General features: G+C 70.3%; 24 protein-coding genes. 14 read left to right on the top strand and 10 right to left on the bottom strand.

The genetic code is table 11. The features are described from left to right. Nucleotides 1-2: 2 nt before the first annotated feature. Nucleotides 3-458, bottom strand: a complete 456-nt coding sequence (locus tag BUB75_RS12260; protein WP_245806244.1) for a PaaI family thioesterase — start codon at nt 456-458, stop codon at nt 3-5. 126 nt (nt 459-584) lie between these two features. Between BUB75_RS12260 and BUB75_RS12255 the strand changes: the two genes are divergently transcribed. Beyond that, on the top strand, nt 585-1,184 hold the full coding sequence (locus BUB75_RS12255; protein ID WP_073256022.1) for a TetR/AcrR family transcriptional regulator: 600 nt from the start codon (nt 585-587) through the stop codon (nt 1,182-1,184). A gap of 52 nt (nt 1,185-1,236) precedes the next feature. Next, nucleotides 1,237-2,055, top strand: coding sequence for an SDR family oxidoreductase (locus tag BUB75_RS12250; RefSeq protein ID WP_073256019.1), 819 nt, complete (start codon nt 1,237-1,239; stop codon nt 2,053-2,055). A gap of 36 nt (nt 2,056-2,091) precedes the next feature. Here the strand turns inward: BUB75_RS12250 and BUB75_RS12245 are convergent, their stop codons facing one another. Genes BUB75_RS12245 through BUB75_RS12230 form a run of 4 tightly spaced genes read right to left on the bottom strand, consistent with a single transcriptional unit; the run spans nt 2,092 to nt 5,802 of the window. Further along, entirely contained in the window at nt 2,092-2,889 is a 798-nt protein-coding gene (locus BUB75_RS12245) for a hypothetical protein (protein ID WP_073256016.1), read from the bottom strand. Beyond that, entirely contained in the window at nt 2,886-3,788 is a 903-nt protein-coding gene (locus tag BUB75_RS12240; RefSeq protein ID WP_073256014.1) for a molybdopterin-binding protein, read from the bottom strand. The genes BUB75_RS12245 and BUB75_RS12240 overlap by 4 nt, the downstream gene beginning before the upstream one ends. Beyond that, on the bottom strand, nt 3,785-5,194 hold the full coding sequence (locus tag BUB75_RS12235) for a hypothetical protein (RefSeq protein WP_084740931.1): 1,410 nt from the start codon (nt 5,192-5,194) through the stop codon (nt 3,785-3,787). The genes BUB75_RS12240 and BUB75_RS12235 overlap by 4 nt, the downstream gene beginning before the upstream one ends. Then, nucleotides 5,191-5,802, bottom strand: a complete 612-nt coding sequence (locus BUB75_RS12230) for a 4Fe-4S binding protein (RefSeq protein WP_073256011.1) — start codon at nt 5,800-5,802, stop codon at nt 5,191-5,193. The genes BUB75_RS12235 and BUB75_RS12230 overlap by 4 nt, the downstream gene beginning before the upstream one ends. 109 nt (nt 5,803-5,911) lie before the next feature. Between BUB75_RS12230 and BUB75_RS12225 the strand changes: the two genes are divergently transcribed. The 4 genes from BUB75_RS12225 to larC are packed head-to-tail and all read left to right on the top strand — an operon-like array spanning nt 5,912 to nt 9,258. Further along, on the top strand, nt 5,912-6,529 hold the full coding sequence (locus BUB75_RS12225; RefSeq protein ID WP_073256008.1) for a TetR/AcrR family transcriptional regulator: 618 nt from the start codon (nt 5,912-5,914) through the stop codon (nt 6,527-6,529). After that, nucleotides 6,526-7,296, top strand: a complete 771-nt coding sequence (larB, locus tag BUB75_RS12220) for a nickel pincer cofactor biosynthesis protein LarB (protein WP_218617456.1) — start codon at nt 6,526-6,528, stop codon at nt 7,294-7,296. Before BUB75_RS12225 ends, larB begins: the two co-directional genes overlap by 4 nt. After that, nucleotides 7,241-8,077: an ATP-dependent sacrificial sulfur transferase LarE gene (larE, locus tag BUB75_RS12215; RefSeq protein WP_073256005.1), complete on the top strand. Its 837-nt coding sequence runs from the start codon at nt 7,241-7,243 to the stop codon at nt 8,075-8,077. The genes larB and larE overlap by 56 nt, the downstream gene beginning before the upstream one ends. Further along, nucleotides 8,074-9,258, top strand: a complete 1,185-nt coding sequence (gene larC / locus BUB75_RS12210; RefSeq protein ID WP_073256002.1) for a nickel pincer cofactor biosynthesis protein LarC — start codon at nt 8,074-8,076, stop codon at nt 9,256-9,258. The genes larE and larC overlap by 4 nt, the downstream gene beginning before the upstream one ends. 3 nt (nt 9,259-9,261) lie before the next feature. Here larC and BUB75_RS12205 read toward each other — a convergent pair whose 3' ends face one another. The 4 genes from BUB75_RS12205 to BUB75_RS12190 all read right to left on the bottom strand — a co-directional run bounded on the left by BUB75_RS12205 (nt 9,262) and on the right by BUB75_RS12190 (nt 13,936). After that, nucleotides 9,262-10,113 carry an NAD-dependent epimerase/dehydratase family protein gene (locus tag BUB75_RS12205; protein WP_073255999.1) on the bottom strand — a complete coding sequence of 284 codons (852 nt, stop codon included), beginning with the start codon at nt 10,111-10,113 and terminating at the stop codon, nt 9,262-9,264. Between the two features lie 13 nt (nt 10,114-10,126). Beyond that, complete coding sequence (locus tag BUB75_RS12200; protein ID WP_084740925.1) at nt 10,127-10,930, bottom strand: MBL fold metallo-hydrolase; 804 nt, start codon at nt 10,928-10,930, stop codon at nt 10,127-10,129. After that, nucleotides 10,927-11,904: an aldo/keto reductase gene (locus tag BUB75_RS12195; protein ID WP_073255996.1), complete on the bottom strand. Its 978-nt coding sequence runs from the start codon at nt 11,902-11,904 to the stop codon at nt 10,927-10,929. Before BUB75_RS12195 ends, BUB75_RS12200 begins: the two co-directional genes overlap by 4 nt. A 433-nt stretch (nt 11,905-12,337) precedes the next feature. Beyond that, entirely contained in the window at nt 12,338-13,936 is a 1,599-nt protein-coding gene (locus tag BUB75_RS12190) for a GMC family oxidoreductase (RefSeq protein ID WP_073255993.1), read from the bottom strand. Nucleotides 13,937-14,254: 318 nt separating this feature from the next. Here BUB75_RS12190 and BUB75_RS12185 point away from each other — a divergent pair, with 318 nt between their 5' ends. From BUB75_RS12185 to BUB75_RS45055, 4 genes are all read left to right on the top strand, one after another. Next, nucleotides 14,255-14,914, top strand: coding sequence for a 4Fe-4S dicluster domain-containing protein (locus tag BUB75_RS12185; RefSeq protein WP_143175164.1), 660 nt, complete (start codon nt 14,255-14,257; stop codon nt 14,912-14,914). After that, nucleotides 14,914-16,323: a hypothetical protein gene (locus BUB75_RS12180; protein WP_073255990.1), complete on the top strand. Its 1,410-nt coding sequence runs from the start codon at nt 14,914-14,916 to the stop codon at nt 16,321-16,323. The genes BUB75_RS12185 and BUB75_RS12180 overlap by 1 nt, the downstream gene beginning before the upstream one ends. Further along, nucleotides 16,316-17,263 (top strand): molybdopterin-binding protein, encoded by a 948-nt coding sequence (locus tag BUB75_RS12175; RefSeq protein ID WP_073255987.1) that lies wholly within the window; start codon nt 16,316-16,318, stop codon nt 17,261-17,263. Before BUB75_RS12180 ends, BUB75_RS12175 begins: the two co-directional genes overlap by 8 nt. Before the next feature lie 318 nt (nt 17,264-17,581). Beyond that, on the top strand, nt 17,582-17,806 hold the full coding sequence (locus BUB75_RS45055; RefSeq protein ID WP_143175163.1) for a hypothetical protein: 225 nt from the start codon (nt 17,582-17,584) through the stop codon (nt 17,804-17,806). Nucleotides 17,807-17,822: 16 nt separating this feature from the next. Here the strand turns inward: BUB75_RS45055 and BUB75_RS12170 are convergent, their stop codons facing one another. Then, nucleotides 17,823-18,476: a TetR/AcrR family transcriptional regulator gene (locus BUB75_RS12170; RefSeq protein ID WP_073255984.1), complete on the bottom strand. Its 654-nt coding sequence runs from the start codon at nt 18,474-18,476 to the stop codon at nt 17,823-17,825. Nucleotides 18,477-18,575: 99 nt separating this feature from the next. Between BUB75_RS12170 and BUB75_RS12165 the strand changes: the two genes are divergently transcribed. From BUB75_RS12165 to BUB75_RS12150, 4 genes are read left to right on the top strand one after another with little or no spacing between them, the layout of a single operon-like run. Next, on the top strand, nt 18,576-19,481 hold the full coding sequence (locus BUB75_RS12165) for an NADP-dependent oxidoreductase (RefSeq protein WP_073255981.1): 906 nt from the start codon (nt 18,576-18,578) through the stop codon (nt 19,479-19,481). Next, on the top strand, nt 19,481-20,149 hold the full coding sequence (locus tag BUB75_RS12160) for an SDR family NAD(P)-dependent oxidoreductase (protein WP_073255978.1): 669 nt from the start codon (nt 19,481-19,483) through the stop codon (nt 20,147-20,149). The genes BUB75_RS12165 and BUB75_RS12160 overlap by 1 nt, the downstream gene beginning before the upstream one ends. Nucleotides 20,150-20,199: 50 nt before the next feature. Further along, nucleotides 20,200-21,249: an LLM class flavin-dependent oxidoreductase gene (locus BUB75_RS12155; RefSeq protein ID WP_073255975.1), complete on the top strand. Its 1,050-nt coding sequence runs from the start codon at nt 20,200-20,202 to the stop codon at nt 21,247-21,249. A 46-nt stretch (nt 21,250-21,295) separates the two neighbouring features. Next, nucleotides 21,296-22,201 (top strand): LysR family transcriptional regulator, encoded by a 906-nt coding sequence (locus BUB75_RS12150; protein WP_073255972.1) that lies wholly within the window; start codon nt 21,296-21,298, stop codon nt 22,199-22,201. Nucleotides 22,202-22,620: the final 419 nt, after the last annotated feature.

The raw sequence follows: 22,620 nt of genomic DNA, 5'->3' as shown, positions 1-22,620 counted from the left end.
CTTCAGCCCCGCGGAGGTACGAACTGGCACGTCAGCCGGGCGGTGCAAACCCGCCGGCCGGTGCTGTCGGTGATCTCGACGGAGTAGGTGGCCGTCGTGCGGCCCTCGTGGAGGGCGGTGCAGACGCCGGTCACGTTCCCGGTGCGGGCTGAACGATGGTGAGTGGCGTTGAGGTCCACGCCGACCGGCACCAGGCCCGCCGGTGCGGCCAGATTCGCCAGGCAGGATCCGAGCGTCTCGGCGAACGCGGCCGACGCCCCGCCGTGGAGCAGGCCGAACGGCTGCCGGTTTCCGTCGATCGGCATGGTCGCGGTGAGGCGGCCGGGCTCCACCGCGACGAATTGGATGCCGAGCGCGGAGTTGAGCTCGCCGCGGCTCGCGTTGAGGCCGGCGAGCACGGCGGCCTGGTGTGCCGGGTGGCCGAGGTCGGGACGCTCCGCCGGAGGATCCAATTCCACCGGGGGCCACCTGGTCTGCACATCTTCGATCGACATGAATATCTAAGTTAGCTTAGTGCCGTAGTGCACAGTATCTGCACCCAGTAAATAATTGCACGCGGTGAAGGAAGCTCGTACAGTGAAGGCATGGCGGACACCGATGGCAGCCTGCGGGAGCGCAAGCGCCGGGAAACGTGGCAGGCGTTGCGTTCGGCGGCGATCACGTTGGTGTCCGAGCGCGGTCTCGACGGGGTGAGCGTTGACGAGATCGCCGCGGCGGCGAACGTCTCCAAGCGGACGCTGTTCAACTATTTCTCCAGCAAGGAGGACTTGATCTTCGGGCCGGACCCGGCGGAACCGGCCCGCCTCGCGGCGATCGCGGAGGCTCGGCCGGCGGACGAACCGATCTGGGATTCCCTCCGGGAGATTCTGCTCGGCTACGTGAACGGCTACCCGGCAAAGCTGGCCCTGCACAAGCGGTTACTCGCGGCCTCGCCCGGGCTGGCCGCGCACTACGGTTCGTCGACCGCCGTCGTGGAGTCGACGATCCGGCAGTGGGTGTCCACCCGGCTCTCCGGGGACGACGATCCGCTGCAGCCGGCCTTGCTGGTGGGCGCCGCTCTGACCGTGCTCCGCGCGGCGTTCGCCGTCTGGCAGCCCGACGAGGGCTTCGACCAGCTCGCGGCGCTGGTCCGGGACGGGTTCGATCGCGTCGGCGGTGGCCTCGGGGGACCCCCCAGCCGCTAGGCGGTGCGCAGCACATCCGGAAGTCAACTCGACCGAGAGTGGTGTTTTTCGCATGAGCAAAATCTGGTTCATCACCGGTACTTCCCGTGGCTTCGGCCGGGAGTTCGCCCTGGCCGCGTTGGAGCGCGGCGACCGGGTCGCCGCGACCGCACGTAGTACGTCGTCGCTGGACGACCTGGTGGCCAAATACGGCGACGCGGTGCTGCCGCTGGCGCTCGATGTGACCGACAAGGCCGCCGTGGAGGCCACGGTGGCAACGGCCCACGAGCGGTTCGGCCGATTCGACGTCGTCGTGAACAACGCCGGCTACGGGCTGTTCGGTGCGGTCGAGGAGCTGACCGAGGCCGACATCCGCGCGCAGATGGAGACCAACTTCTTCGGTGCGCTCTGGGTGAGCCAGGCTGTGCTGCCGTACCTGCGTGAGCAGGGCAGCGGGCACCTGGTGCAGATGTCCACGATCGGCGGGATCGGCGCCTTCCCGAACCTCGGGGGTTACCACGCATCGAAGTGGGCCCTGGAGGGCATCACCGAGGCGCTGGCGCAGGAGGTCGCCGGGTTCGGCGTGAAGGTGACGCTGGTCGAGCCGGGCAGCTTCGGCACCGACTGGGCCGGGTCCTCGGCGGCGTGGGCACCGGCGAAGCCCGCCTACCAGCCGCTGCGCGACGGGATGGCCGCCCGCAGCGGCAGCACCAAGGCAGGTGACCCGGCTGCAGCGGCCCAGGCGCTGCTCAAGGTGGTGGACGCCGACGAGCCGCCGTTGCGAGTCCTCTTCGGCGACATGCCGACGAAGCTCGTCAAGGGCCTCTACGCCAAGCGCCTGCAGACCTGGGCGGAGTGGGAGACGGTCTCGATCGAGGCCGACGGCGCGTGAGCCCGACGCCGGCCGGAGGCTTTCCTCCGGTCGGCGTCACCCGGCCGGGTCCGCGACCTCGACGTGCAGATCCCAGAGCGGCGCGTCGAGGATCGCCCGGCCCAGGTCGACGACCTCCGCGCCGGCGCGCCACACCGCGACGAGATCGTCGCTGGTGACCCCGCCCGCGAACGCCAGCACCACTGTGCCGCGCAGCCCGGCGGCGTCGAGTTCCCGGTGTGCGGCGGTCAGCGTCGCGAGGTCCCCGGTGTCGACCATGACGATGCCGACACCGGCCCGAGCCGCCCGGACGGCGTCGGCCGCCGATGTCACCTGCACCGCGGACGGGCCGTGGTCGAGTTTCGCGGCCCCTGCCGCCGCGGCCTCGACGCCGCCCAGCAGGCGCACGACGTTCTTGTCCACATAGACGAACTCGCCGTCGATCAGCCGCGGTGTGACACCGCCGGCGTCCAGACCGGCGCGGAGCAACGGCTTGAGCGGCGCCGGAAGCTTTTTCCAGCCGCCGCAGGCGATCCGCAGGCCGGTCGGGCACGACGACCGGAGCTCTCGGCAGCGCCGGGCGACCCCGCCCGCGTATCCCAGCGCACCGAGGACGTGGTCCTCGGCGGCGGCGAGTTCGCCGGCCGTGCCGACGATCTCGATCAGGGGCTCGCCGGCCTTGGCCGTCGCACCGTCGGCGACCATGATCCGCCACTCGCCGCGCCCGATTCCCGGATCGAGGTGACCCAGACCGGCGACCACCCCGGGTTCGGTAGGGCTGACCACGGCCCGGTGCCGCCCCGGGACGTCCTGCAGCAGCTCCTGGGTGAGCGCCCGGTAGGCGGACCGTGTCATGACCCGGCCATCCGGTCTCGCAGCCGTCCACGGAGACGTCCGGCGAGCGCCTCGGCCAGCTCCGCGTTGCCCCAGCCGTCCCGCAGGCCGGGGAGGATCGCGTCGAGGCCGGCGGCGACCTCGTCGTTCGGGCCGGGCAGGCAGACGATCCGGCTGCCCAGGCAGCTGCCGACCGCGACTCGGACGCCGTCGCGCAGGTGCCGTCCGTGTCCGGGCTCGACCCGGAACAGGTAGGGCGTCGCCGCGCCGGGGTCGAGGCGCAGGACGGCCTCCACCGTGCAGTCCTTCGCCTCGGCGCCGACGCCACCCGTGGTGACGACGAGCCCGTAGCCCCGCCCGGCGGCGGCGCGGATCGTGCCCGCGATCAGGTCGACGTCGTCGCGTATCGTGCCGCCGAACTCGCAGGCGTAGCCGGCCTCGGTCAGGCGGGTCGCTACCGTCTCCCGGTTGGTGTCGCGGATCTGAGCCGCGGCCACCTCGGCTCCGGTGGAGAAGATCAGCACTCGCCTGGCGATCCGGGCGTCCATGCCGGTGGCGAGCCGTTGCGCGGTCGCCAGCGCGTCCGCGACGCCGACGCCGTCCGCACCGTCGGCCGCGATCCACCCGAGCACGCCGTCGGCGCTGACCCGCGCGTGCTCGCCCAAGCGCACGCCGGGTGTCCCCGCGAGGTGCGCGAGCAGCGCGTTCTTCCGGTCGAGCAGCTGGTGCGGGTAGAGGCTGGGGCGCAGCACGTCGAACGTCAGGACCGCGTCGAGGTAGTCGGTGACCAGCACCTCCGCCGGGTCGAGACCGAGTACCTCGGCCACGGCACGCGCCAGGTCGGTGAGGTTCGCGCCGTCCAGGTGGACGTCGGTGACCCGCAGTTCCTTCTTGTCGAGCAGGTCGAACGGCGAACTCATGCCAGCATCAGCGGGTCGATGCCGCGCTGCTTGAGCCACTTGGGCAGCAGCTCCTCGTCCACCAGTCGGGCGGCCTCCGGCGCGAGCTCACGCAGGTGCGTCGCCATCGAAGGGCTGACGTTCAGCGATCCGTACGACCCGTCGAAGACGATGACCCGGTCGGTGCCGGCCCGCTCGACCGCCATCTCGACGGCCTGGAACAGGTTCTCGGCCACCAGTGCGTGATCCAGGAACATCGGGTTGGAGAAGTCGTGCCGCATCGCAGCTGCCATCTCCGGGTTCGCGATCACCAGCGGGTAGAGCATCGCCATGCTGGTGAAGTTCAGCCCGATCAGCGCCTGGTTCAGGACGACGCCCTTGAGGGACTTGCTGAACCCCGCGGCGACGGCTTTTTCCACCGCGACGTCGGCGTCCGGGCGGTCGAGGTCGAACCAGTCGACCGCGTTGTAGAAGAGGTGGCCGAAGATCATCCCGCCGGCGTGGATGTAATAGGGCCACTTCGCCCCGTCGATGACCGCGACGCAGTCCCCGACGGCGCGCAGCAGCGTCAGCATCTTGCCGTAGGACCGCAGGATGTTCGCGGTCATCCGGTTGCCGATCGCGTTCAGGTCGTTGTCGGCGTCCACGTCGAGGACGCCGTCGGGAGAGGTGACCAGCGTGGTGGTGAACGCGAGCTTCGACCGTACGAACTCGGAGTCGGCGATCGCCCGGCCGATGAAGTTCCCGCTGCGCGGGCCCATCGTGATGTGGAAGATCGAGCGGGTCTCCATCCGGGCGTACGACATCCCGAACGGCTTGGTGATCCGGTCGATCGCGCGGTGCACGTAGACCTCACGCGGGTCGTCGTAGTGGGCGTGGATGATCCAGTCGCCGTCGTAGACCTTGCGCAGACCGTAGAGCGTCCCCATCGCGGTCTCGATCGGGATGCCCTGGTCCATCGGGGTGACGCCGCGAACCCTGCCGTCGAAGCGTCGGTCGAGCTCGTAGTACTCGACCAGTTCGTCCGATTCCTTCGCGCCGAGCCAGGCGATGACGACGAGCCGGACGTTGCGGCAGCCGGTGCGGCGCTGGATCTCGTCTTTGACCGTGGTCAGCATCTCGACGTAGGCCTGGCCGCCGAGCATCCCGAACCCGTGCTCGGAGCAGAGCACGTTCACGGTGTGTGCCGGCAGGATCATGCTCATGTCGACGTGCGCGAGGGCGGCCTCGGCGGCCCGGCGGACGGCGGCGGTGTCGTCACCGCCGCGGTAGGGGGCGACCGGGATGTCGGGGAAGAGCTCCCGGGTCCTGATCGAAACCAGGCCGGGCAGATCGCGGCCACGGTCGGCCTGCGGCGGTGGCCCGTAGACCGTGGGCATGACCTCGGGAGGCTCCACCACCGGGTCGAACGGCAGCGTCTGGGTCATCGCTTCTCCTCCTGCTTAGCCCGTGCGGCGGCCTGCTCGCGGCGCAAGGCGAACAACGGATAGGCGTCGGCGGCGGCCTCGTCGATCTCCAGCAGGACCTGCGTGGAGTCGTACCGGCGCACCTTCGACCCGCTCTCGTCGAGCCGGTCGCCCAGGTGCGCGCGCAGCACCCGCTGCATCGGCACGCCGCAGTAGAGCAGGCAGCCGGACGCCGCGCCGGTGGCCAGCGCCAGCTCCTCGAACGTCGACGCGCCGCGCAGCACCGCCGCCGCCATCTCCCGGATCTTCGTCGAGCTGCAGAGGCAACCCATTTGACCGGGGTCGAGCCCGGCCTTCTCGCACAGCGCGTTCAGCTCGGTCGGGTCGACGGACCGTGCGCTGGTGCCCACCTTTCGGGGCTCGTCGCGCTCGACCGCGAGCATCGCGTCGTCCGGGCACACGTCGATACAGCGGAAGCAGGAGATGCAACTGTCGTTGTCGACCACGGCGAGCGCCTCCCGCCGTGGACCGACCATCGTGATCGCCGCGGTCGGACAGGCCCGTTCACACCGGTAACACCCGGTGCAGTTGTCCTCGATGACTTCGATCGCCTGTTTGACCAGCTTCATCGGCGCTCCGATCGGCGGAAGTCGGTTTGATGTAACGATTCCTTACATCGGGAGTCCGGCCAATGTAACGACCCTTTACATCGGTGGTCAAGGAATGCAGGATGGCGGGATGCCCACCACGTCGCCGGCCGTCTCCCGCCGGTACCACCACGGCGCGCTCGCGGCCGCCCTGCAGGAGGCCGTGGTCGCGCTGGTCAGCGAACGCGGCCTCGGAGCGGTGACGATGGCCGAGTGCGCACGGCGGGCCGGGGTGAGCCCCGGCGCTCCCTACCGGCACTACGCCGGGCTGCAAGACCTCCTGCTGGCCACCGCGGACGCCTGCACGGCCCGGTGGGACGCCCGGCGCGCGGTGCACCCGGTCGATCTGTCCGATCCGGAGCGGGCCCTGCGGAACCTGCACGATGACTTCTTCGCGTTCGCCCAGGACGAGCCGGGCGCGTTCATCCTGATCTTCGACGGTGGTCTGCAACGCGAGTCGGCGACGCTTGCGACCTGGAGCCGGGCGGCGTTCGAGCAATTCGTCGATCTCGTCGCGGCCCTCACCGGCACGACGAGGTCGGAGTGCAGGATCACCGCGCTCGGCATCATCGCGATCGTGTTCGGTCACGCGAAGATGTCGCTGGCCGGGTTCTCCGGGCTGACACTCCAGCGGGCTTCGCAGTTGTCGCGGGCCAACGTCGAGATGTTGCTGGCCGGCTTCACCACCGAGCGAGAGGGCCGACAGTGATCCGGCCGGTTGACGCCCTGGTCGCTGACTCCGGACCCACTGACGCCGGGCCGGAACTGCGGCTGGATCACCGTCGGCTGGCCCGCACCGGGATCGCCGAGGCCGTGTACGCGCCGGGCAAGACGCCGGCGCAGTGCGCGGCCGCGGTCAGCGGCCTGCTGGGCGACCCCGACGGCGGCCCGGTGCTGTTGACCCGGGCGAACGCCGAGCAGGCCGCGGCCGCGCTCGCCGCGAATCCCGGCGGTGTCCGGACCGACACCGGGCCGGACACCGCTTTGTTGGCCTGGCGCCCGGCAGCACCCCGCGGCCAGAACACGATCGTTCTCACCGCAGGCACCGCTGACCTTCCGGTCGCGTGCGAGGCACTGGCGACGCTGACCGCCTACGGCGTGCAGGCGACATTGCTCGCCGACGTCGGGGTCGCCGGCCTGCACCGAGTGCTCGCCGTCGTCGAGCCGCTGCGCGCCGCCGACGTGGTGCTGGTGGTCGCCGGGATGGAGGGGGCGCTGGCCAGCGTCGCCGCCGGTCTCACCACCGCGCCGATCCTGGCGATCCCGACCAGCGTCGGCTACGGCGCCGGTCTGGAGGGCGTCACCGCGCTGCTGGCCATGCACGCGTCCTGCAGCCCCGGCATCGCGGTGGTCGGCATCGACAACGGCTTCGGCGCCGCGTGCGCTGCCCTGCGTATCCTCAACCACTCAGGAGTGGCCCATGATCGACAGCGATCTCCGCGCGCGGCTGGCCACGCTGGACGCGGCCCTGCGTGAGCTCGGATCCGTGCTCGTGGCGTTCTCCGGCGGTGCGGACTCGGCGTTCCTGCTCGCCGCGGCGGTCCGAGCCCTCGGACCCGAGCGGGTGCTGGCCGCGACCGCGGTGAGCCCGTCCCTGCCGGCCGCCGAGCTGGCCGACGCAGGCCGGTTCGCCGCCGGCCTCGGCGTCGCGCATCGCACCCCGTCGACGAACGAGCTCGCGCGCCCCGGCTACGTCCAGAACGGCACCGACCGCTGCTTCCACTGCAAGGCCGAGCTCCTCGACGTCCTCACGCCGCTGGCCGATGCCGAGGGCTTCGCGTCGGTCGCGACCGGCACCAACGCTGACGACGCCCGCGATCCGTTCCGGCCGGGCATCCGCGCCGCCGCCGCACGGGGAGCGGTGACGCCGCTGCGTGATGCCGGTCTGACCAAGGCGCAGATCCGAGCGGCCTCCCGGGACTGGGGGCTGGTCACCGCGGACAAGCCGGCAGCGGCATGCCTGTCCAGCCGGATCGCCTACGGGCTGAGCGTGACCCCGCTGCGGCTGTCCCGGATCGAGCGCGCGGAAGCCGCGTTACGCAGCGCGCTGGCGGGCGCGGGCATCCCGGTGCGGAACCTGCGGGTGCGTGACCTCGGCGAGGTGGCCCGGGTCGAGGTGGACGCCGACCTGCTCCCCGCGGTGGCCGCCTCGGCCGGGTTGCTCGACGCGGTGACCGGCTTCGACACCGTGGAACTGGATCCCCGTGGCTTCCGCTCCGGGGCGCTCAACGAGCGGCAGACGGCACCGGCCCGATGAGCGAGACGCTGGGATGGCTGGACGCCAGCGGCGGGATCAGCGGCGACATGCTGCTCGGTGCCTGCCTGGATGCCGGCGTCGAGGCGGCCACGCTGCAGGCCGCGGTCGACGGGCTGCACCTGCCGGAACGGGTGACGCTGCGGACCGAGGAAGTCCGGCGCGCAGGTCTGCGTGCCGCGCGGGTCCACGTGGACGCGCCGCCCAGCACCGCCGCCCGCCGGCTCGGGGACATCCTCGGCCTGCTCGCCGACGCCGACCTCCACCCGGTCGTCCGCGGTCGGGCCGCCGACGTGTTCACCGCGCTCGGCGCTGCCGAGGCCCGCGTGCACGGCCGGCCGATCGAGACCGTCCACTTCCACGAGGTCGGTGCGCTGGACAGTCTCGCGGATATCGTCGGCGCGGTCGCCGGGCTGCACGCGCTCGGCATCGATCGGCTGATCTGCAGCCCGATCGCGGTGGGCAGCGGCCGGATGACCACCGCGCACGGTGACCTGCCCGTGCCGGGTCCGGCCGTGCTCGAGCTGCTCCGGGCGGCCGCGGCCCCGGCGACCTCCGGATCGGTCGAGGCCGAGCTGGCGACCCCCACCGGGGTGGCGGTCGCGACGACGCTGGCGTCCGGGTTCGGCGCTATGCCGGGGATGACGCCCGCCACCGTCGGGGTCGGCGCGGGGCGTCGCGATCCGGTCGGCCACCCCAACGTCACCCGCCTGGTCGTGGGTCGCGCGGCCGAGGCGTCCGGCGAGGCCACCGTCCTGGAATCGAACGTGGATGATCTCGACCCGCGGCTCTGGCCGCCGACGCTCGCCGCACTGCTCGCCGCCGGAGCATCCGACGCGTGGCTGACGCCGATCCTGATGAAGAAGGGCCGGCCGGCGCACACGGTCTCGGTGCTGTGCCGCCCGGATCATGTCGACGCCCTGCTGCGGGTGCTGTTCCGGCACACCAGCACGATCGGCGTCCGCAAGCGCACGGTCACCAAAGCGGCCCTCGATCGGACCGCGGGCAGGGTCGAGGTGGCCGGCCACCCGGTCCGGACGAAGATCGCGTCGCTCGACGGCGAGGTGCTCAACGTCTCGGTCGAGTACGAGGACGTGCTGACGGTCGCCGCGGCCACCGGCCTCCCGCCCAAGGTGGTGCTGGCCACGGCCGAAGCCCAATGCGCCGAGGTCTACGCGCGCTGAGGTCTACGCGGTGCGCCAGGAGTACTGCGGCTCGTAGCCGAGCACCCGGCGGGCCTTCTCGATGCTCTGCAGCGACTCGGTGCCGGTTAGCTCCCGCTTCCGTGGCACGTCCGGGAAGTAGCGGTCGGCCAGCTCGCTGCTCGGGATGCTCGACACGGTGTCCGCGTTGGCGATGAGGAACACGTCCAGGCCCGTGACGTCGAGGTCCAGCGCCCGCCGGACCGCCTGGGCGCCGTCGCGTGCGTCGATGTAGGACCAGAGGTTCCAGCGCCGTCCGGCCGGGTCTTCGTCGAAGCCGGGGAACTGGGCGTAGTCGGCGGGTTCCATCACGTTGGAGAAGCGCAGCCCGATCATCTTCAAATCGGGCGCCCAGCGACACAGCTGGGCGGCCATCGTCTCCTCCAGGGTCTTCACCAGGGAGTAGGTCGACTCCGGACGCGCCTCGTACTCCTCGTCCACCGGCAGGTAGGGCGGGGGAGTGGTGAACGGTAGGCCGAGCACGGTCTCGCTGGACGCCCAGACGATGTTCGTGACACCGGCGGCACGAGCAGCGGCGAAGACGTTGTAGCTGGCTGTCATGTTCGCATGGAACGTCGCGGCGTTCGTGCGCAGCCCGGGGGCGGGGAGCGCGGCGAGGTGCACGACCGCGTCGATGAAGCCGTACTTGGAGTCGACGCCGGTCAAGGAACCGACGGCGTCGCCGTAGTCGCCGAGGTCCACCTGGACGAACGGATGCGGGCTGCCGGGCAGCGGCACCCGGTCGAGGCTGACGACGCGGTGCCCGTGCTCGGCCAGCTCGTCCAGGACGGCCCGGCCCAGCTTGCCGCTGCCGCCGGTCACCGCGATGCGCTTCATGCGTGTTCTCCGCTCAGGTCAGCCATCGACGTCCCTCGCCGCTCAGCACCCGGCCGAACTCGAGGTCGGGGAAGTGAGCTCCGGTCCCCACCGTTCCCTCGGTCTCCAGCTCCCGCCAGAGCAGTTCGCGGGTGCGTGCGGCCAGCGCCGGGTCGACGTCCGCGATGGCGCCCCACTCGGCCTCCTCCAGCTGCACCGGACAGGTGATCGCGTCGCCTAGCAGGAGGGCCCGCGCCGTGCCCGACGAGATCACGACGACGAAGTGCCCCGGTGTGTGGCCCGGCGCGGCCAGACAGGAGACGCCGGGAGCGATCGGCGCGTCGCCGGAGAGCAGCTCCACGCGGTCGGCGTCCGCGAGCGCCCGCAGCCCTTCGTACAGGTGGGGGGAGAGCGCGGCGCGCCCGCCCGCCTTCTGCTCGACGAACAGCTCCCAGTCCGCGGCACCGGTGCTGAACACGGCGTTGCCGAACACCGGGGAGCGGTCCCGTTCGTCGATCACCCACCCGGTGTGGTCGGCGTGGAGGTGTGTGCAGACCACCCGATCGATGTCCCCGGGCGTGAGCCCGTTCGCCGTGAGCCGATCCAGCAGCCGACCGCCGTCGAAGTACGAGTTGTGCACGTCGCCGACACCGGCGTCGATCAGCACGGTCGTGTCGTTGGTCCGCAGCACGAACGCGCCGATGGGCAGCTGCATCGTCCCGTCGGGGCCGAGCAGGTCCTGGTGGGCGGCGAAGTCGGCCGTCGGGCCGAAGAACGCGGCCGGAGCGTGCAGCCACCCGTCGTTGAGCGGGAGGATCTCGACGTCGCCGACCCTCACCGGAAGCCCACGACCTCGTGCGGAACGTAGGGCTCCTCGAGTCGTTTCGTCTCCTCGTCGGTCAGATCCAGGCTCAGGGCCGCGACGGCGTCCTCGAGGTGGTGCGGTTTGGTCGCCCCGATGATCGGAGCGGTCACCGCCGCCTGCTGGGCGACCCACGCCAGCGCCACCTGCGCCCGGGGCGCGCCGCGTGCCTCCGCCACCTCCGCGACCCGATCCGCGACCGCCCGGTCGGCCTCCTCCGACCGGTAGAGCGTCCGGCCGAAACCGTCGTTCTCCGAGCGGGTCGTCGTCTCGCCCCAGTCGCGGGTCAGCCGGCCACGCGCCAGCGGGCTCCACGGGATCACGCCGATGCCCTGATCGGCGCAGAGCGGCAGCATCTCCCGTTCCTCTTCGCGGTTGATGAGGTTGTAGTGGTTCTGCATCGAGACGAACCGGGTCCAGCCGTGCAGGTCGGCGGTATAGAGGGCTTGGGCGAACTGCCAGGCCCACATCGACGAGGCGCCGAGGTACCGCGCCTTGCCCGCCTTGACGACGTCGTGCAGCGCTTCCAGCGTCTCGGCGAGCGGGGTGCGGGGGTCCCAGCGGTGGATCTGGTAGAGGTCGACGTAGTCGGTGCCGAGCCGGCGCAGGCTCGCGTCGATCTCGGTGAAGATCGCCTTGCGGGACAGGCCGCCTGCGTTCGGGCCCTTGCGCATCGGGCCGTGCACCTTCGTGGCGAGCACGACGTCCTCGCGGCGCATGAAGTCTTTGATCGCCCGGCCGAGGATCTCCTCGCTGTGGCCGTCGGAGTAGACGTTCGCGGTGTCGAAGAAGTTGATGCCGAGTTCCCAGGCCCGCTGCAGGAACGGGCGGGCGTCCGCCTCCGGCAGTGTCCAGGCGTGCGCTCCCCGGCCGGGATCGCCGTAGCTCATGCACCCCAGGCAGAGCCGCGAGACTCGCAAACCGGTGGTGCCCAACCGCACGTAGTCCACTGGTGCTCCTCGATCGCTAGCGAGACGCTCGGCCTGCAAGGTAGCTTACTTAGGTTGCGATGACGAGAGGCGCTGCCCGTGGCGCTGCCGGTCCGCGACCTGGATTCGGGTATCCGGCCGCGCGGTGCCCTCCGGCCCGGTGCGGAGAGGAAGCCCGTAGCCGTTGTCCTCCAGTTGGATGACGACGGAGTCGGGTCAGTCCCACGGCGAGGCATGCACGTCGCACTCCTGCGCGAGTTGCCGCCTCATCGTCGGGCAGCACGACATCCACTCGCGGGGAATCTGCTGATGAGCGAGTGTGTGGACGCCGCCGTCCGGCAGGGAAGTGGTGGTGTGGGCGCTCACCCACGCGCCGGGCCTCCGCGCTGGCCAGCCGCCGTCTACCGAGACGAAGCGAGCCGATGCGCCTGCGGTGGCATCGGCTCGCCGGCGTTCACGCTGTTCCGAGGATGAGGGCCGCGGCGCGTACCGACATGGCCATGAGTGGCGCGTTGAGGTTGCCGGCGACCATGACGGGCAGTGCGGAGGCATCCATTACTCGCAAACCGTCGACGCCTCGAACGCGGAGCCGTGCGTCGATCACGGCGGACTCCTCCGGACCCATCTTGCACGCGCCGTAGGCATGGAAGCTGGTGCCACCGTTGAGCAATCCGTGGCTCATGATCGAGTCGTCGTCCTGCACCGCCCAGCCCGGCTGTGTCTCCCCCTTGACCAGGTCCACCAGCGGATGCGCTGCGGCGATGTCCCGCATGCGCCGGAACATGGCGAGGTAGGTCGTCCGGTCGGCGTCGTTGAACGCGTAGTTGGTGGTGATCCGCGGGTTGTCGCGCGGATCCTTGGAGACGATGTGGATCCTGCCGGTGCTCGTCGGACGCAGCGGGTTGCCGATGATCGATGCGCCGGGCCGCTGTTCCAGCGTGAGGTCGAGGGGCTTGATTCCTTGGGTGAAGGGGGTGAGCAGGATCTGCGCGTCGACCCGCGGCTGGTCGGGGGTGGTCTTCAGGAAGCCGACGAGGTCGTAGGCCGGTGAGGCGACCGGTCCCTTGCGGGTGGCGAGATACTTCAGGCCGGAGAGAGCCTGGCCGGCTTTGCTACTGAGCCGGGCGTTGTAGCCGAGCTTGGGGTTGTTGAGCCTCAACTGCAGCGGGAAGTAGCGGTGCTCGATCATGTCCTCGCCCACCATGGGGCGGTCCAGCACGACGTCAATCCCGGCCCCGCGGAGCACCTCGGCGTTACCGATGCCGGAAAGTTCAAGGAGCTTGGGCGTCTCGAGAGTACCCAGGCAGAGGATGATCTCCTTGCCGGCCGCCACCCGCTCGACGGACGATCCGGTGGCAACCTCCACAGCCACGGCCCGGTCGCCTTCAATGACGACCCGGGTGACCAGAACGTCTGTACGGACGGTGAGGTTCGCGCGCCTCTCGGCGGGCTTCAGGAAGACTTTGCTGGCGCTCTGGCGCAGGCCGTTCTTGATATTCGCCGGCACGTAGCCGACGCGTTCGTCGTCGGTGGCATTCAGATCGTCGACGCGTTTGAGTCCGATGTTTCCCGCGGCCTCCAGCATGGCCTCGTTGACCGGGTCGCCGTTCTCCTGAACGCTGATGTGCAGCGGCCCACCGGCGCCGCGCACGTCGGAGGCGCCGAGCTGATGGTCTTCCAGGTCACGGTAGATCGGGAGGATCTCGTCCCAGCCCCAGCCCGGGTTTCCGGCCGCAGCGATCGAGTCCCAGTCCGGCTTCGTCCCACGGTTGTAAACCATGCCGTTGATGGCGCTCGAGCCGCCGAGCACCCGTCCCCGCGACCAGAGTTCGGTCTGCCCGAGTGGTCCGAACGGTTCGGTCTCATAGACCCACGAGTGCTTGGGATTCTCGATGGTGAAGGCGAACCCCTTGGGTATGTGGAAGACGGGGTTACGGTCGCGTTTGCCTGCTTCCAACAGCAGGACCCGGGCCGCCGGATCCTTACTGAGTTCGCTGGCCAGGACGCAGCCCGACGTGCCACCTCCCACGACGACGTAGTCGTACGAAGCCATTCGCGCCTTCCTTCCGGTTCCGATCGCGGACCGAGCTAGTGGCTGGACACTACTAAGGCATCTGTCAACATGGAAGGGGTGCGCCGCGCGGCGGTCACGCCCAGGCGGTCGATGAAGGCGTCGTCGTGCTCGATCAGCGTGGTGGCAGGAGCCGAGCGTTTCGGCGGACGCGGCCGACGCTCCGCAGTAGAGCAGGCCGAACGGTTGCCAGCCGCCGCCCACGGGCACGGTGCATTGGGTGGCCGAGGTCGGACGCTTTGCGAGACGCCGGGCCCGAAAGGTAGCTTACTTAGATCGCGATGACGAGAGGTGCTGCCCGTGGCGAAGACGGTCCGGATGCTCGCCGAGGTACTGCTCGACAAGTGCACCGGCTGCGGCCTGTGTCTCAACGTGTGTCCCACCGTGGCGCTGACCCTGCGGGGCCGTACCCCGGACGATCCCGTGGGCCCCGGCACGCGCAAGGTCGCCGAGTTGGCCGAGCCCGACTGCTACAACGCGCAGAACTGCGTCGAGATCTGCCCCGAGGACGCGCTCGCAATGCACCCGCTGCCCGAGCCGTTCCGTGTCACCACCCCGATCGACGACGACGCCCGGGACGCGATCGGCGCGCTGTGCCGGGAAGCCGGAGTGCACCCGAAACAGCCGATCTGTTTCTGCGCGGAGACGCGGGCCGCGGAGATCGCCGCTGCGATCCTCCGGGGCGCGGATTCCCCCGAGGACGTCTCACTGGCCACCGGCGCGCGTACCGGCTGCACCGAACTCTGCCAGCAGCCGATCCTGCGGCTGCTCGCCGCGGCCGGTCACGGCGACGCGCCGAAGAACCCACCGCGCGGCTTCCAGTGGTACGGCATCGCGGCTGGCTCGGCCGACCTGGTGGACGACACCGGCCACGTCGCTCCCGAGTACGCGCGGGCCTACCCGATGTACCCGCTCGACCGCGACGTGCAGGCGCTGCGCGGAAACTTCGAGGAGGCCTGATGCTCACCCTGCCCGCGCCGCCCCTGCACACCACCTGGAAGGGGAGCGACCCGGCCGCCGCGGTCGCCATGCGCGCCGCCGAACTGCCGGGCATCGTGGCGCTGCCAGTCCGCGACCTGGATCCGGGCATCCGGCCGCCACTGTGGGCGCTCGACGAGGCCTGGGGCCAGACCGACGTCGAAGCCGTCCGGGAACGTACCCGTGCGCGGCTGCGCAGGCTTGACCTGTCCCGGATCGGGGCGGGGGAAACGGTCAACCTGCTGGCCAACCCGCACGGCTTCGCGCTCTGCGGTCCGGCGTACGTCGTGCTGCTGGAAGAGACCCAGAAGTACGTCACCGACCGCACCGGCGCGCGGGTGCGCGTCCGGATCGCCGAGTCGATGGGCCACATCGAGAACCCGGACTGGGTGAAGATCTACGACCTGGACGCCCGGCTGGGCCCGGTCAAGGAAGTCCCCCAAATCGACCGGGGCATCGAGGTCGAGACCCGGATCGGGAAGTTCTGGCTTTCCCGGCCGCTGTTCGCCGCCGACCACTTCATCCACACCCACGTCACCGAGATGCGTGAGGGCTATCTGCACCGGATGCTCGACCGGCTGCACAAGCCGTTCGGCATGGGCTACACCCGCATCGAGACCCGCTCGGCCTATCACTTCGGCTACGGGCCCCGGACCGGCCAGATTGTCAGCCGCGCGGTGTTCGAGAGCGATTTCGTGCAGAGCAAGTACGTCGGGACGATCGTCCTCGACACCAGCCCCGAGGGCGTCGTCGACGTCGACGCGGACAACGACCTGGACGTGCTCAACCGCCGGGTCAGCGCGAACATCCTGCGGACGTACGGGCCGCTGATGCGTCTGCTCGGCGAGATCGACGAGATGGTCGTGCTCTTCGACGGCCCGGGGTGCTTCGTCTACGCCTATGCGGCCGGGATGCCGTTCGACAACCTGCTCTACGCCGCCGTCGACTTCCTCGACCTGGACAACCTGGCGCTGCTTTCGGCGTTCACGTCGAAGCTGCCCACTAACCCCGGCCTCTTCCTGAGCGTCAACCCGGGGATCAAGGGCATTGTCGTCAACTACATGCCCGGTGGCGTGCCGTTCACTTCCACCGTGCGCAACATTTTGACCGTTCTTGTCGACGGACCGGCCGCCGGTTGGCTGATCAACGATCCGTCCAACGCCGAGCTGGCCGACGTCGTGGAGGTCGCCCCGGCGCTCCCCGAGGCATTGGCGCGGGTCCAGGCTGAGGCGGGCACCGATCAGGTGATCGTCTACGACTCGCTGCCCGGGGCGTTCCACGTGTCCGAGAGCCTGGCGGGCTTCCTGCGCGATCGGGCCCCGGCCGTGGTGGCCGACGTCGAGAGCCGCCTGCTGCCGAAGTGGCTCGAGCAGCGAGACCTGCATGCCTGAGATCGAACTGCTCGACAAGACCGAGCTGTGGGTGGTCGGCGTGGAGCTCCGCAGCGTGAGCATGCCGGATCTGGCCGCCGCGGCTGCTACTGCACTGAGCTTGCCGCGCGACCGGGTCCTGGTGACCGACGTGCGCGACGACCGGGTGGTCTTCGACGTCCTCCAGCCGAGGATAGAGCTGTCCGCGCTGGCCGGCCGCGAGGCCGCGTTGCTGGCCGCACTGTCCGCGGTGGCCGGGGTGGTCTTGGCCGACGACGTGCGGGTGCACTCTCTGGGCGTGCTCGGTGTCATCGGGACGCCACCGGAGCAAGTGCCGGACGTCCTCGCGGAGGCGAGCCGGATCGCCGACGGCGTGCGTGCCTACGTCGGGACGCGGGTCGCGGTGGTCTCGACCGGCGGTGAGGTCGCGGACGGCCGGGTGCGTGACACAAACCTGGAGGCCGCCCGAGCCGCGTTCGGCCCGGCCGGTTATGAGGTCGTGTTCGGTGGCGTCCTGCCCGACGACGAGGTCACGATCGCCGGACGCGTCGCGCGTCTGGTCTCCGACGGGTTCGGGGTGGTGCTGACCACAGGCGGGGTCGGCGCCGAGGACAAGGACCGCACGATCGAGGCGTTGCAGCTGCTCGACCTTGAGTTGTCCACCGCGGTGCTCGCCAGCTACCGGTCCGGGCACGGGCGGCACGTCAAGGACAGCGTCCGAGTGGGCGTCGGGCGGATCGACTGGGCCACGGTTGTCGCGCTGCCGGGACCGACGGACGAAGTCGCCCGAGCGCTACCGGTCGTGGTCTCAGGCCTGGCCGAGCGAGTCTCGGCGGCAGAACTGGCAGAGCGGATCGCTGCCGTTCTTCGTGCTCCGCTGCGGCAGGCGCGGCCACTGACGCTGCGTCCGGCCGCACGATCAAACCCGTCCTCGCCTTCAGTTGAGCAGAGATCACGATGACCACTGTGGAACGCACCGGCGCGACTGCCGGAGGGGTGACGCGCAACGACATGGCGCTGCACTTCGGTATCGAGGGCGCGCCGTTCGGCGCGTCGGCCAGAGCGGTATCGGCGCGTACCACGGCCGAACCGGCTTCGACGCGCTTAGCCACCAGCGCACGGTCACCGGCAGTGAGCCGAGCGGCATCGCGCCGCGTGCGATGCCGCCGTACACGTCCGACGCCCTCGATGGGTTGCGTCAGAAGGTCGCTAGCCAACCTGCTGCACGGGGTGATCTCATCGCGGCGTCCGGCCTCCGGAGTCGGCACGACGGACTTCCGTGACCGGCTCTTCAGGACGCACATCGCGGCGTCGCGGTGGCGAGCAGGCCGTCCGCAGTGGCGGCCTCGCCGTCGTGCCGCACGGCGCTGCCGACGATCCGCTGCGAGCCGTCCTGCTGGCCCGCTCCGCCGAAGCGGTGCTGCTGTCGGCATTCGAAGTGTGGCGGCCGGAGGACGAGCCGGCCCTTTTCGCGCGTCTGTCGCGCGGGGATTCGACGAGCTAGCCCCGTCGCGGGCCGCTTAGGTGCCGCGGTTGAGGCGGACCATCGCGCGGAAGAGCGAGGCCTTCGTCGGTGGCTCCGGTAGCGGCGCGGTGTTCTCCGCCGCGAAGGACTGGATGAAGTAGGCCAGAGTGCGACGCCAGGCGTCCGGGGCGGCGTCGCCGGTCGCAGCGATCACCCCGGCGTTGGCCATCAGGAGCAGCACCAGGTCTTCGGAGACGAAATCCTCGCGGAGTCTCCCGCCGGCCTTGGCGCGGGTGATCAGTTCGGCGAAACCGTCGTACGCCTCGACGCGCTTGGCCTCCAACACCTTGGCCGCCGGAAACGTGAGCGTGAGCAGCTCGGCGAAGCCCCGGTCGATTGCCTGCATCGCGCACACCGTCTCGAGGTAGCCGCAGAAACCGCGCCAGGGATCGGGGTCGGCGAGCGCGGTGGTGACGGCGTCGGCGTAGTCGGCCAGCTTGGCTTCGAACGCGCCGGCGATCAGGTCGGCGCGGGTGGGGAAGCGGCGGTAGAGGGTGGCGATGCCCACGCCGGCGCGCTGGGCGACGTCCTCCAGCGGTGCGTTGATTCCGCGTTCGGCGAAGAGTTCTCGGGCGGCCGCGACGATCCGTTCCCGGTTGCGTGCGGCGTCGGCGCGCAAGGCGGGCTCGGCGGCGTCGGCGGTGCTCATGAGAGCCAGCATACAAGCGGAGGTTGGCCTCCAGTTCGAGTGCTACGCTCGGCAAGGAAGTGGAGGAAAGCCTTCGCTTAAACACCGAGAGGATCAGGCATGCGCGCTCTTGCCGTCGATGCCGTACCGGCGAGCCCGGTGCTGACCGACGTTCCCGCCCCGCAGGCCGAGGCCGGCGAGTTGCTGGTCAAGGTGGCTGCCACCTCGATCAACGGCTTCGACGCCGCGACCGCCGCCGGTTATGTGCAGGGAATGATGGAGCACCGTTTCCCGCTGGTGACCGGCAAGGACTTCGCCGGTGTGGTGGAGAGTGACGCTGAGGGCTTCGCCGTCGGTGACCAGGTGTTCGGCGTCGTCACGAAGACGTTCCTCGGGACCGGCTCGCACGGCGAGTACGTGACGGTGCCGGTCGCGGTCGGTGTGACCCGGGTGCCGGAGGGTCTGAGCCTGGCCGACGCCGGTGCGCTGGGCCTGGCCGGTACGGCGGCGATCGACGCGCTGGACGCGGTGGCGCTGAAGCCGGGGGAGACCGTGCTGATCGCCGGTGCGACCGGCGGTGTCGGCGCGATCGCGCTGCAGTACGCGGTGGCCGCCGGTGCGCAGGTCATCGCGACCGCCCGCCCGGGTGCGGAGGCCGACTTCGTCCGCGGCCTCGGCGGTGAGGCCGTGCAGATCATCGACTACACCGCAGACCTGGCAGCACAGGTCACCGCTCCGGTCGACGTGGTGCTGCATCTGGCTGGTGACGGTGCCGCGCTGGCCGGGCTGGTCGCTCGAGGCGGCCGACTCGCCTCGACGCTGGGCTTCGTGCCGGAGGGGGAGATCACCGGCACCGCCGTCATGGCGACGCCGACCCGGGCGACGCTCGACCGGCTGGCGGCCGACGCCGCCGCAGGCCGTCTGCGCGTGCCGGTCACCCGCCGGTACGCCTTCGACGACGCGGCGACCGCGTTCGCCGACTTCGGCGCCGGCGCGCTCGGCAAGCTCGCGATCGACGTCGCCTGATGCCCACGATCGCCATCGTGGGTGCCGGACCGGGCCTCGGCCTGGCCATCGCCCAGGTCTTCGGCCGTCAGGGCTTCGGAGTCGCGCTGCTCTCACGCAGTCAGGAGAAGCTCGACGGTCTGGTCGCCCAGCTGGGTGAAGCCGGGATCGAAGCCGCCGGTTTTGCCGCCGACGTCCTGGACCGGCCGTCCCTGACCGCCGCGCTCGCTGCCGCGACGGAGCGGTTCGGTTCGATCGACGTCCTGGAGTACTCGCCTGCGCCGCACACCGCGTCGCCGACGCTGGCCATGGCCGACGTGCTGGACGTGACGCCGGAGAACCTGCAACCGCAGCTGGACTACTACCTGTACGGGGCGGTGACCGCGGCCAACGCGGTGCTGCCGGCGATGCTCGCTGCGGGCGCCGGGACGCTGCTGTTCACCACCGGCGCCGGCTCGGTGACGCCGCTCGCGATGATGGGCAACGTCAACGCCGCGGCGGCCGCCCTGCGGAACTGGGTGCTCAACCTGCACGGCGCGCTCGCCGACAAAGGGATCTACGCCGCGCACGTGCCGATCAACGCGTGGATCGGCTCGGGCGCACCCAGTACCGACGCCGCCACGATCGCGCAGACGTACTGGGACCTCTACACCGCACGGCAGGAAGCCGAGCACCTCTACACGGCCTGACCGCCGCTCCGGCCCGGCCCTGCGGCCGGGCCGGAGGAGAAAGACGTGAGATGGAATTCGGAATCCTGTCGCTGAGCGACATCCAGGCCGACCAGGCCACCGGCCGGCCCGTGCCGACAGGCCCTCGGCTGGATGAGATCGTCGGCTACGCGGAGCTCGCCGACCGCCTCGGCCTCGACCTGTTCGCGCTGGGGGAGCACCACGGTCTGGACTTCGCCGTCTCCTCACCGGCCGTCGTCCTGGCCGCGATCGCCGCGAGGACCCAGAACATCCGGCTGACCAGCGCGGTGACCGTGCTCAGCGTCCTGGATCCGGTCCGAGTCTACGAGGACTTCGCCACGCTGGACCTGCTCAGCCACGGCCGCGCGGAGATCATCGCCGGGCGCAGCGCATTCACCGAGCCGTTCGGGCTGTTCGGGGTCGACCTGGACGCCTACGACGCGATCTATGCCGAGAAACTGACGCTGCTGCTCCAGCTGCGCGAGCAGGACCGGGTGACCTGGTCCGGTCACTTCCGCCCGCCGCTGGACGACGCGGCGATCGCACCCCGGGCGCAGCAGCGTCCGCTGCCGGTGTGGGCAGGCGTCGGTGGCTCGCCGCAGAGCGCCGCCCGCGCGGGTCTGCTCGGGCTGCCGATGGTGCTCGGATACATCGGCGGGCCGCTGTCGCATCCCCAGCAGGCCGTCGAGATCTACCGCGCCGCAGGCGAACGGGCCGGACATCCGGAGAAGCTAAGCGTCGGCATCTCCACGCACTTCTTCGCCGCCGCGAGCGAGGAGGCTGCCGCAGGTGTGTTCCCGTACTACCGCGAGTACCTGCGGCCCAAGACACCGGGCGGGCGCGGCTTCCACGTCGATCGGCCACGATTCACCGAGGGCACCCGGCGCGGCAACGCTCTCATGATCGGGACCGTCGAGCAGCTGATCGAGAAGATCCTGGACGCCGTGGAGGCGCTCGGACTCGACCGCTTCTACGGGCAAGTCGATTGGGGAGGCCTACCGGGCGAGCTGGTGGAGGAGTCGATCACCCGGTACGCCACCGAGATCGTGCCGGCGGTTCGGGCAGCCCATCCGGCAGACCGAATATCGGATTCCGCCTGACGAATAGTGTGAGCCGCGGTATCCGCTGCGTGGATAAGGTGGCGCGATGCATCCGAGCGTCGACTTGAATCTGCTGCGCACGCTCCAGGCGCTATTGCAGGAGCGCAGCGTGACGCGGGCCGCTCAGCGCCTCCGGTTGAGCCAGCCCGCCACCAGCGCCGCACTGGGTCGGCTGCGGCGCCACTTCAACGACGAGCTCCTGACCAGGGTGGGCAACGCGTACCGTCTCACGCCCCTGGCCACGGAGCTCCTGCAACGGACCGCTACGGCGATCGCCGCGACGGACCGGGTGTTCTCGTTGCAGCCGGAATTCGACCCGCGCTCGGCCGACCGTAGGTTCACGTTGGTGCTCTCCGACTATGCGACGAGCATCCTGGGCTCGTCGCTCTCCCGTCTGCTCGACGCGGAAGGACCGCATATTCGGCTGGATCTGCGGCACGTCTCCACAGCGCTGGTCGATGCGGCGCCCGAAGCGTTGCGGGACATCGACGGCGTGGTCCTCCCGCACGGATTCCTGACCGACCTACCGTTCCTCGACCTCGTCGAGGATGAGTGGGTGTGTCTGATATCGGCCGACCATCCGGGTAACCCGTCGACGCTGAGCCTTGAACAGCTAGGTCGGCTGCCCTGGGTGCTGACCTTCCATGAACGTACGGCGTTCACGACCGCGGCCCGCGAGCTGCGGATGCACGGCGTCGAGCCCGAGGTCCGCATGGTCACTGAGAGCTACGCCAGCTTGCCGGACCTGATCGCCGGAACGTCACGGGTCGCTTTGGTGCAGCGTCGACTCACCGCCGCGTTGACCTCGTCGGGCCGCGTACGGGTCCTTCCATGCCCGTTTCCGGCCGCGCCGCTCAAGCTCGCGCTGTGGTGGCACCCGATCCATACTGCGGATCCCGGCCATCGATGGTTCCGTCACTTTATGACCGAGGCGGCCTGCTTCGGTGCGTGAGCTGCGGGTTTCGCATTCCGCTGTCGGAAGCGAGCCAGGCCACTCACGAGGAGTACGACGGCCACGAGGGACGCCGCCAGCGGCCCCCAGAGCCGCATGATGCCGATCACCCGCAGCTGAGTGCCGAGTTCGGCGGACGGCGATCTGAGGTAGAGGTTGATCGGAATCACGGACAACTGCGCCGAGATCCAGAACCGGACCGAAATGGCGAGCACTAATAGGAATCATCCCGCGGCGACGAGGGCCAAGGAGATGCCACGTTTCATTGCGACTCCTGTAGTGGATCGGTGGCGAATCGCACCGGCGATGATGTGAACCCGCTGCACGTCGGCGGCACTAAATGTGCAGGTCACGGGGGTGGAGTGGAAATTGCCGATCCGTCTGTCCGTTATTCGCCCGGTCGATAACCCGGCCGGGCC

Origin of the sequence: Cryptosporangium aurantiacum, assembly GCF_900143005.1 — a bacterium.
Lineage (GTDB): Bacteria > Actinomycetota > Actinomycetes > Mycobacteriales > Cryptosporangiaceae > Cryptosporangium > Cryptosporangium aurantiacum.
The sequence above is the reverse complement of the archived record's forward strand: the minus strand, read 5'-3'. Positions and strand labels throughout refer to the sequence as shown.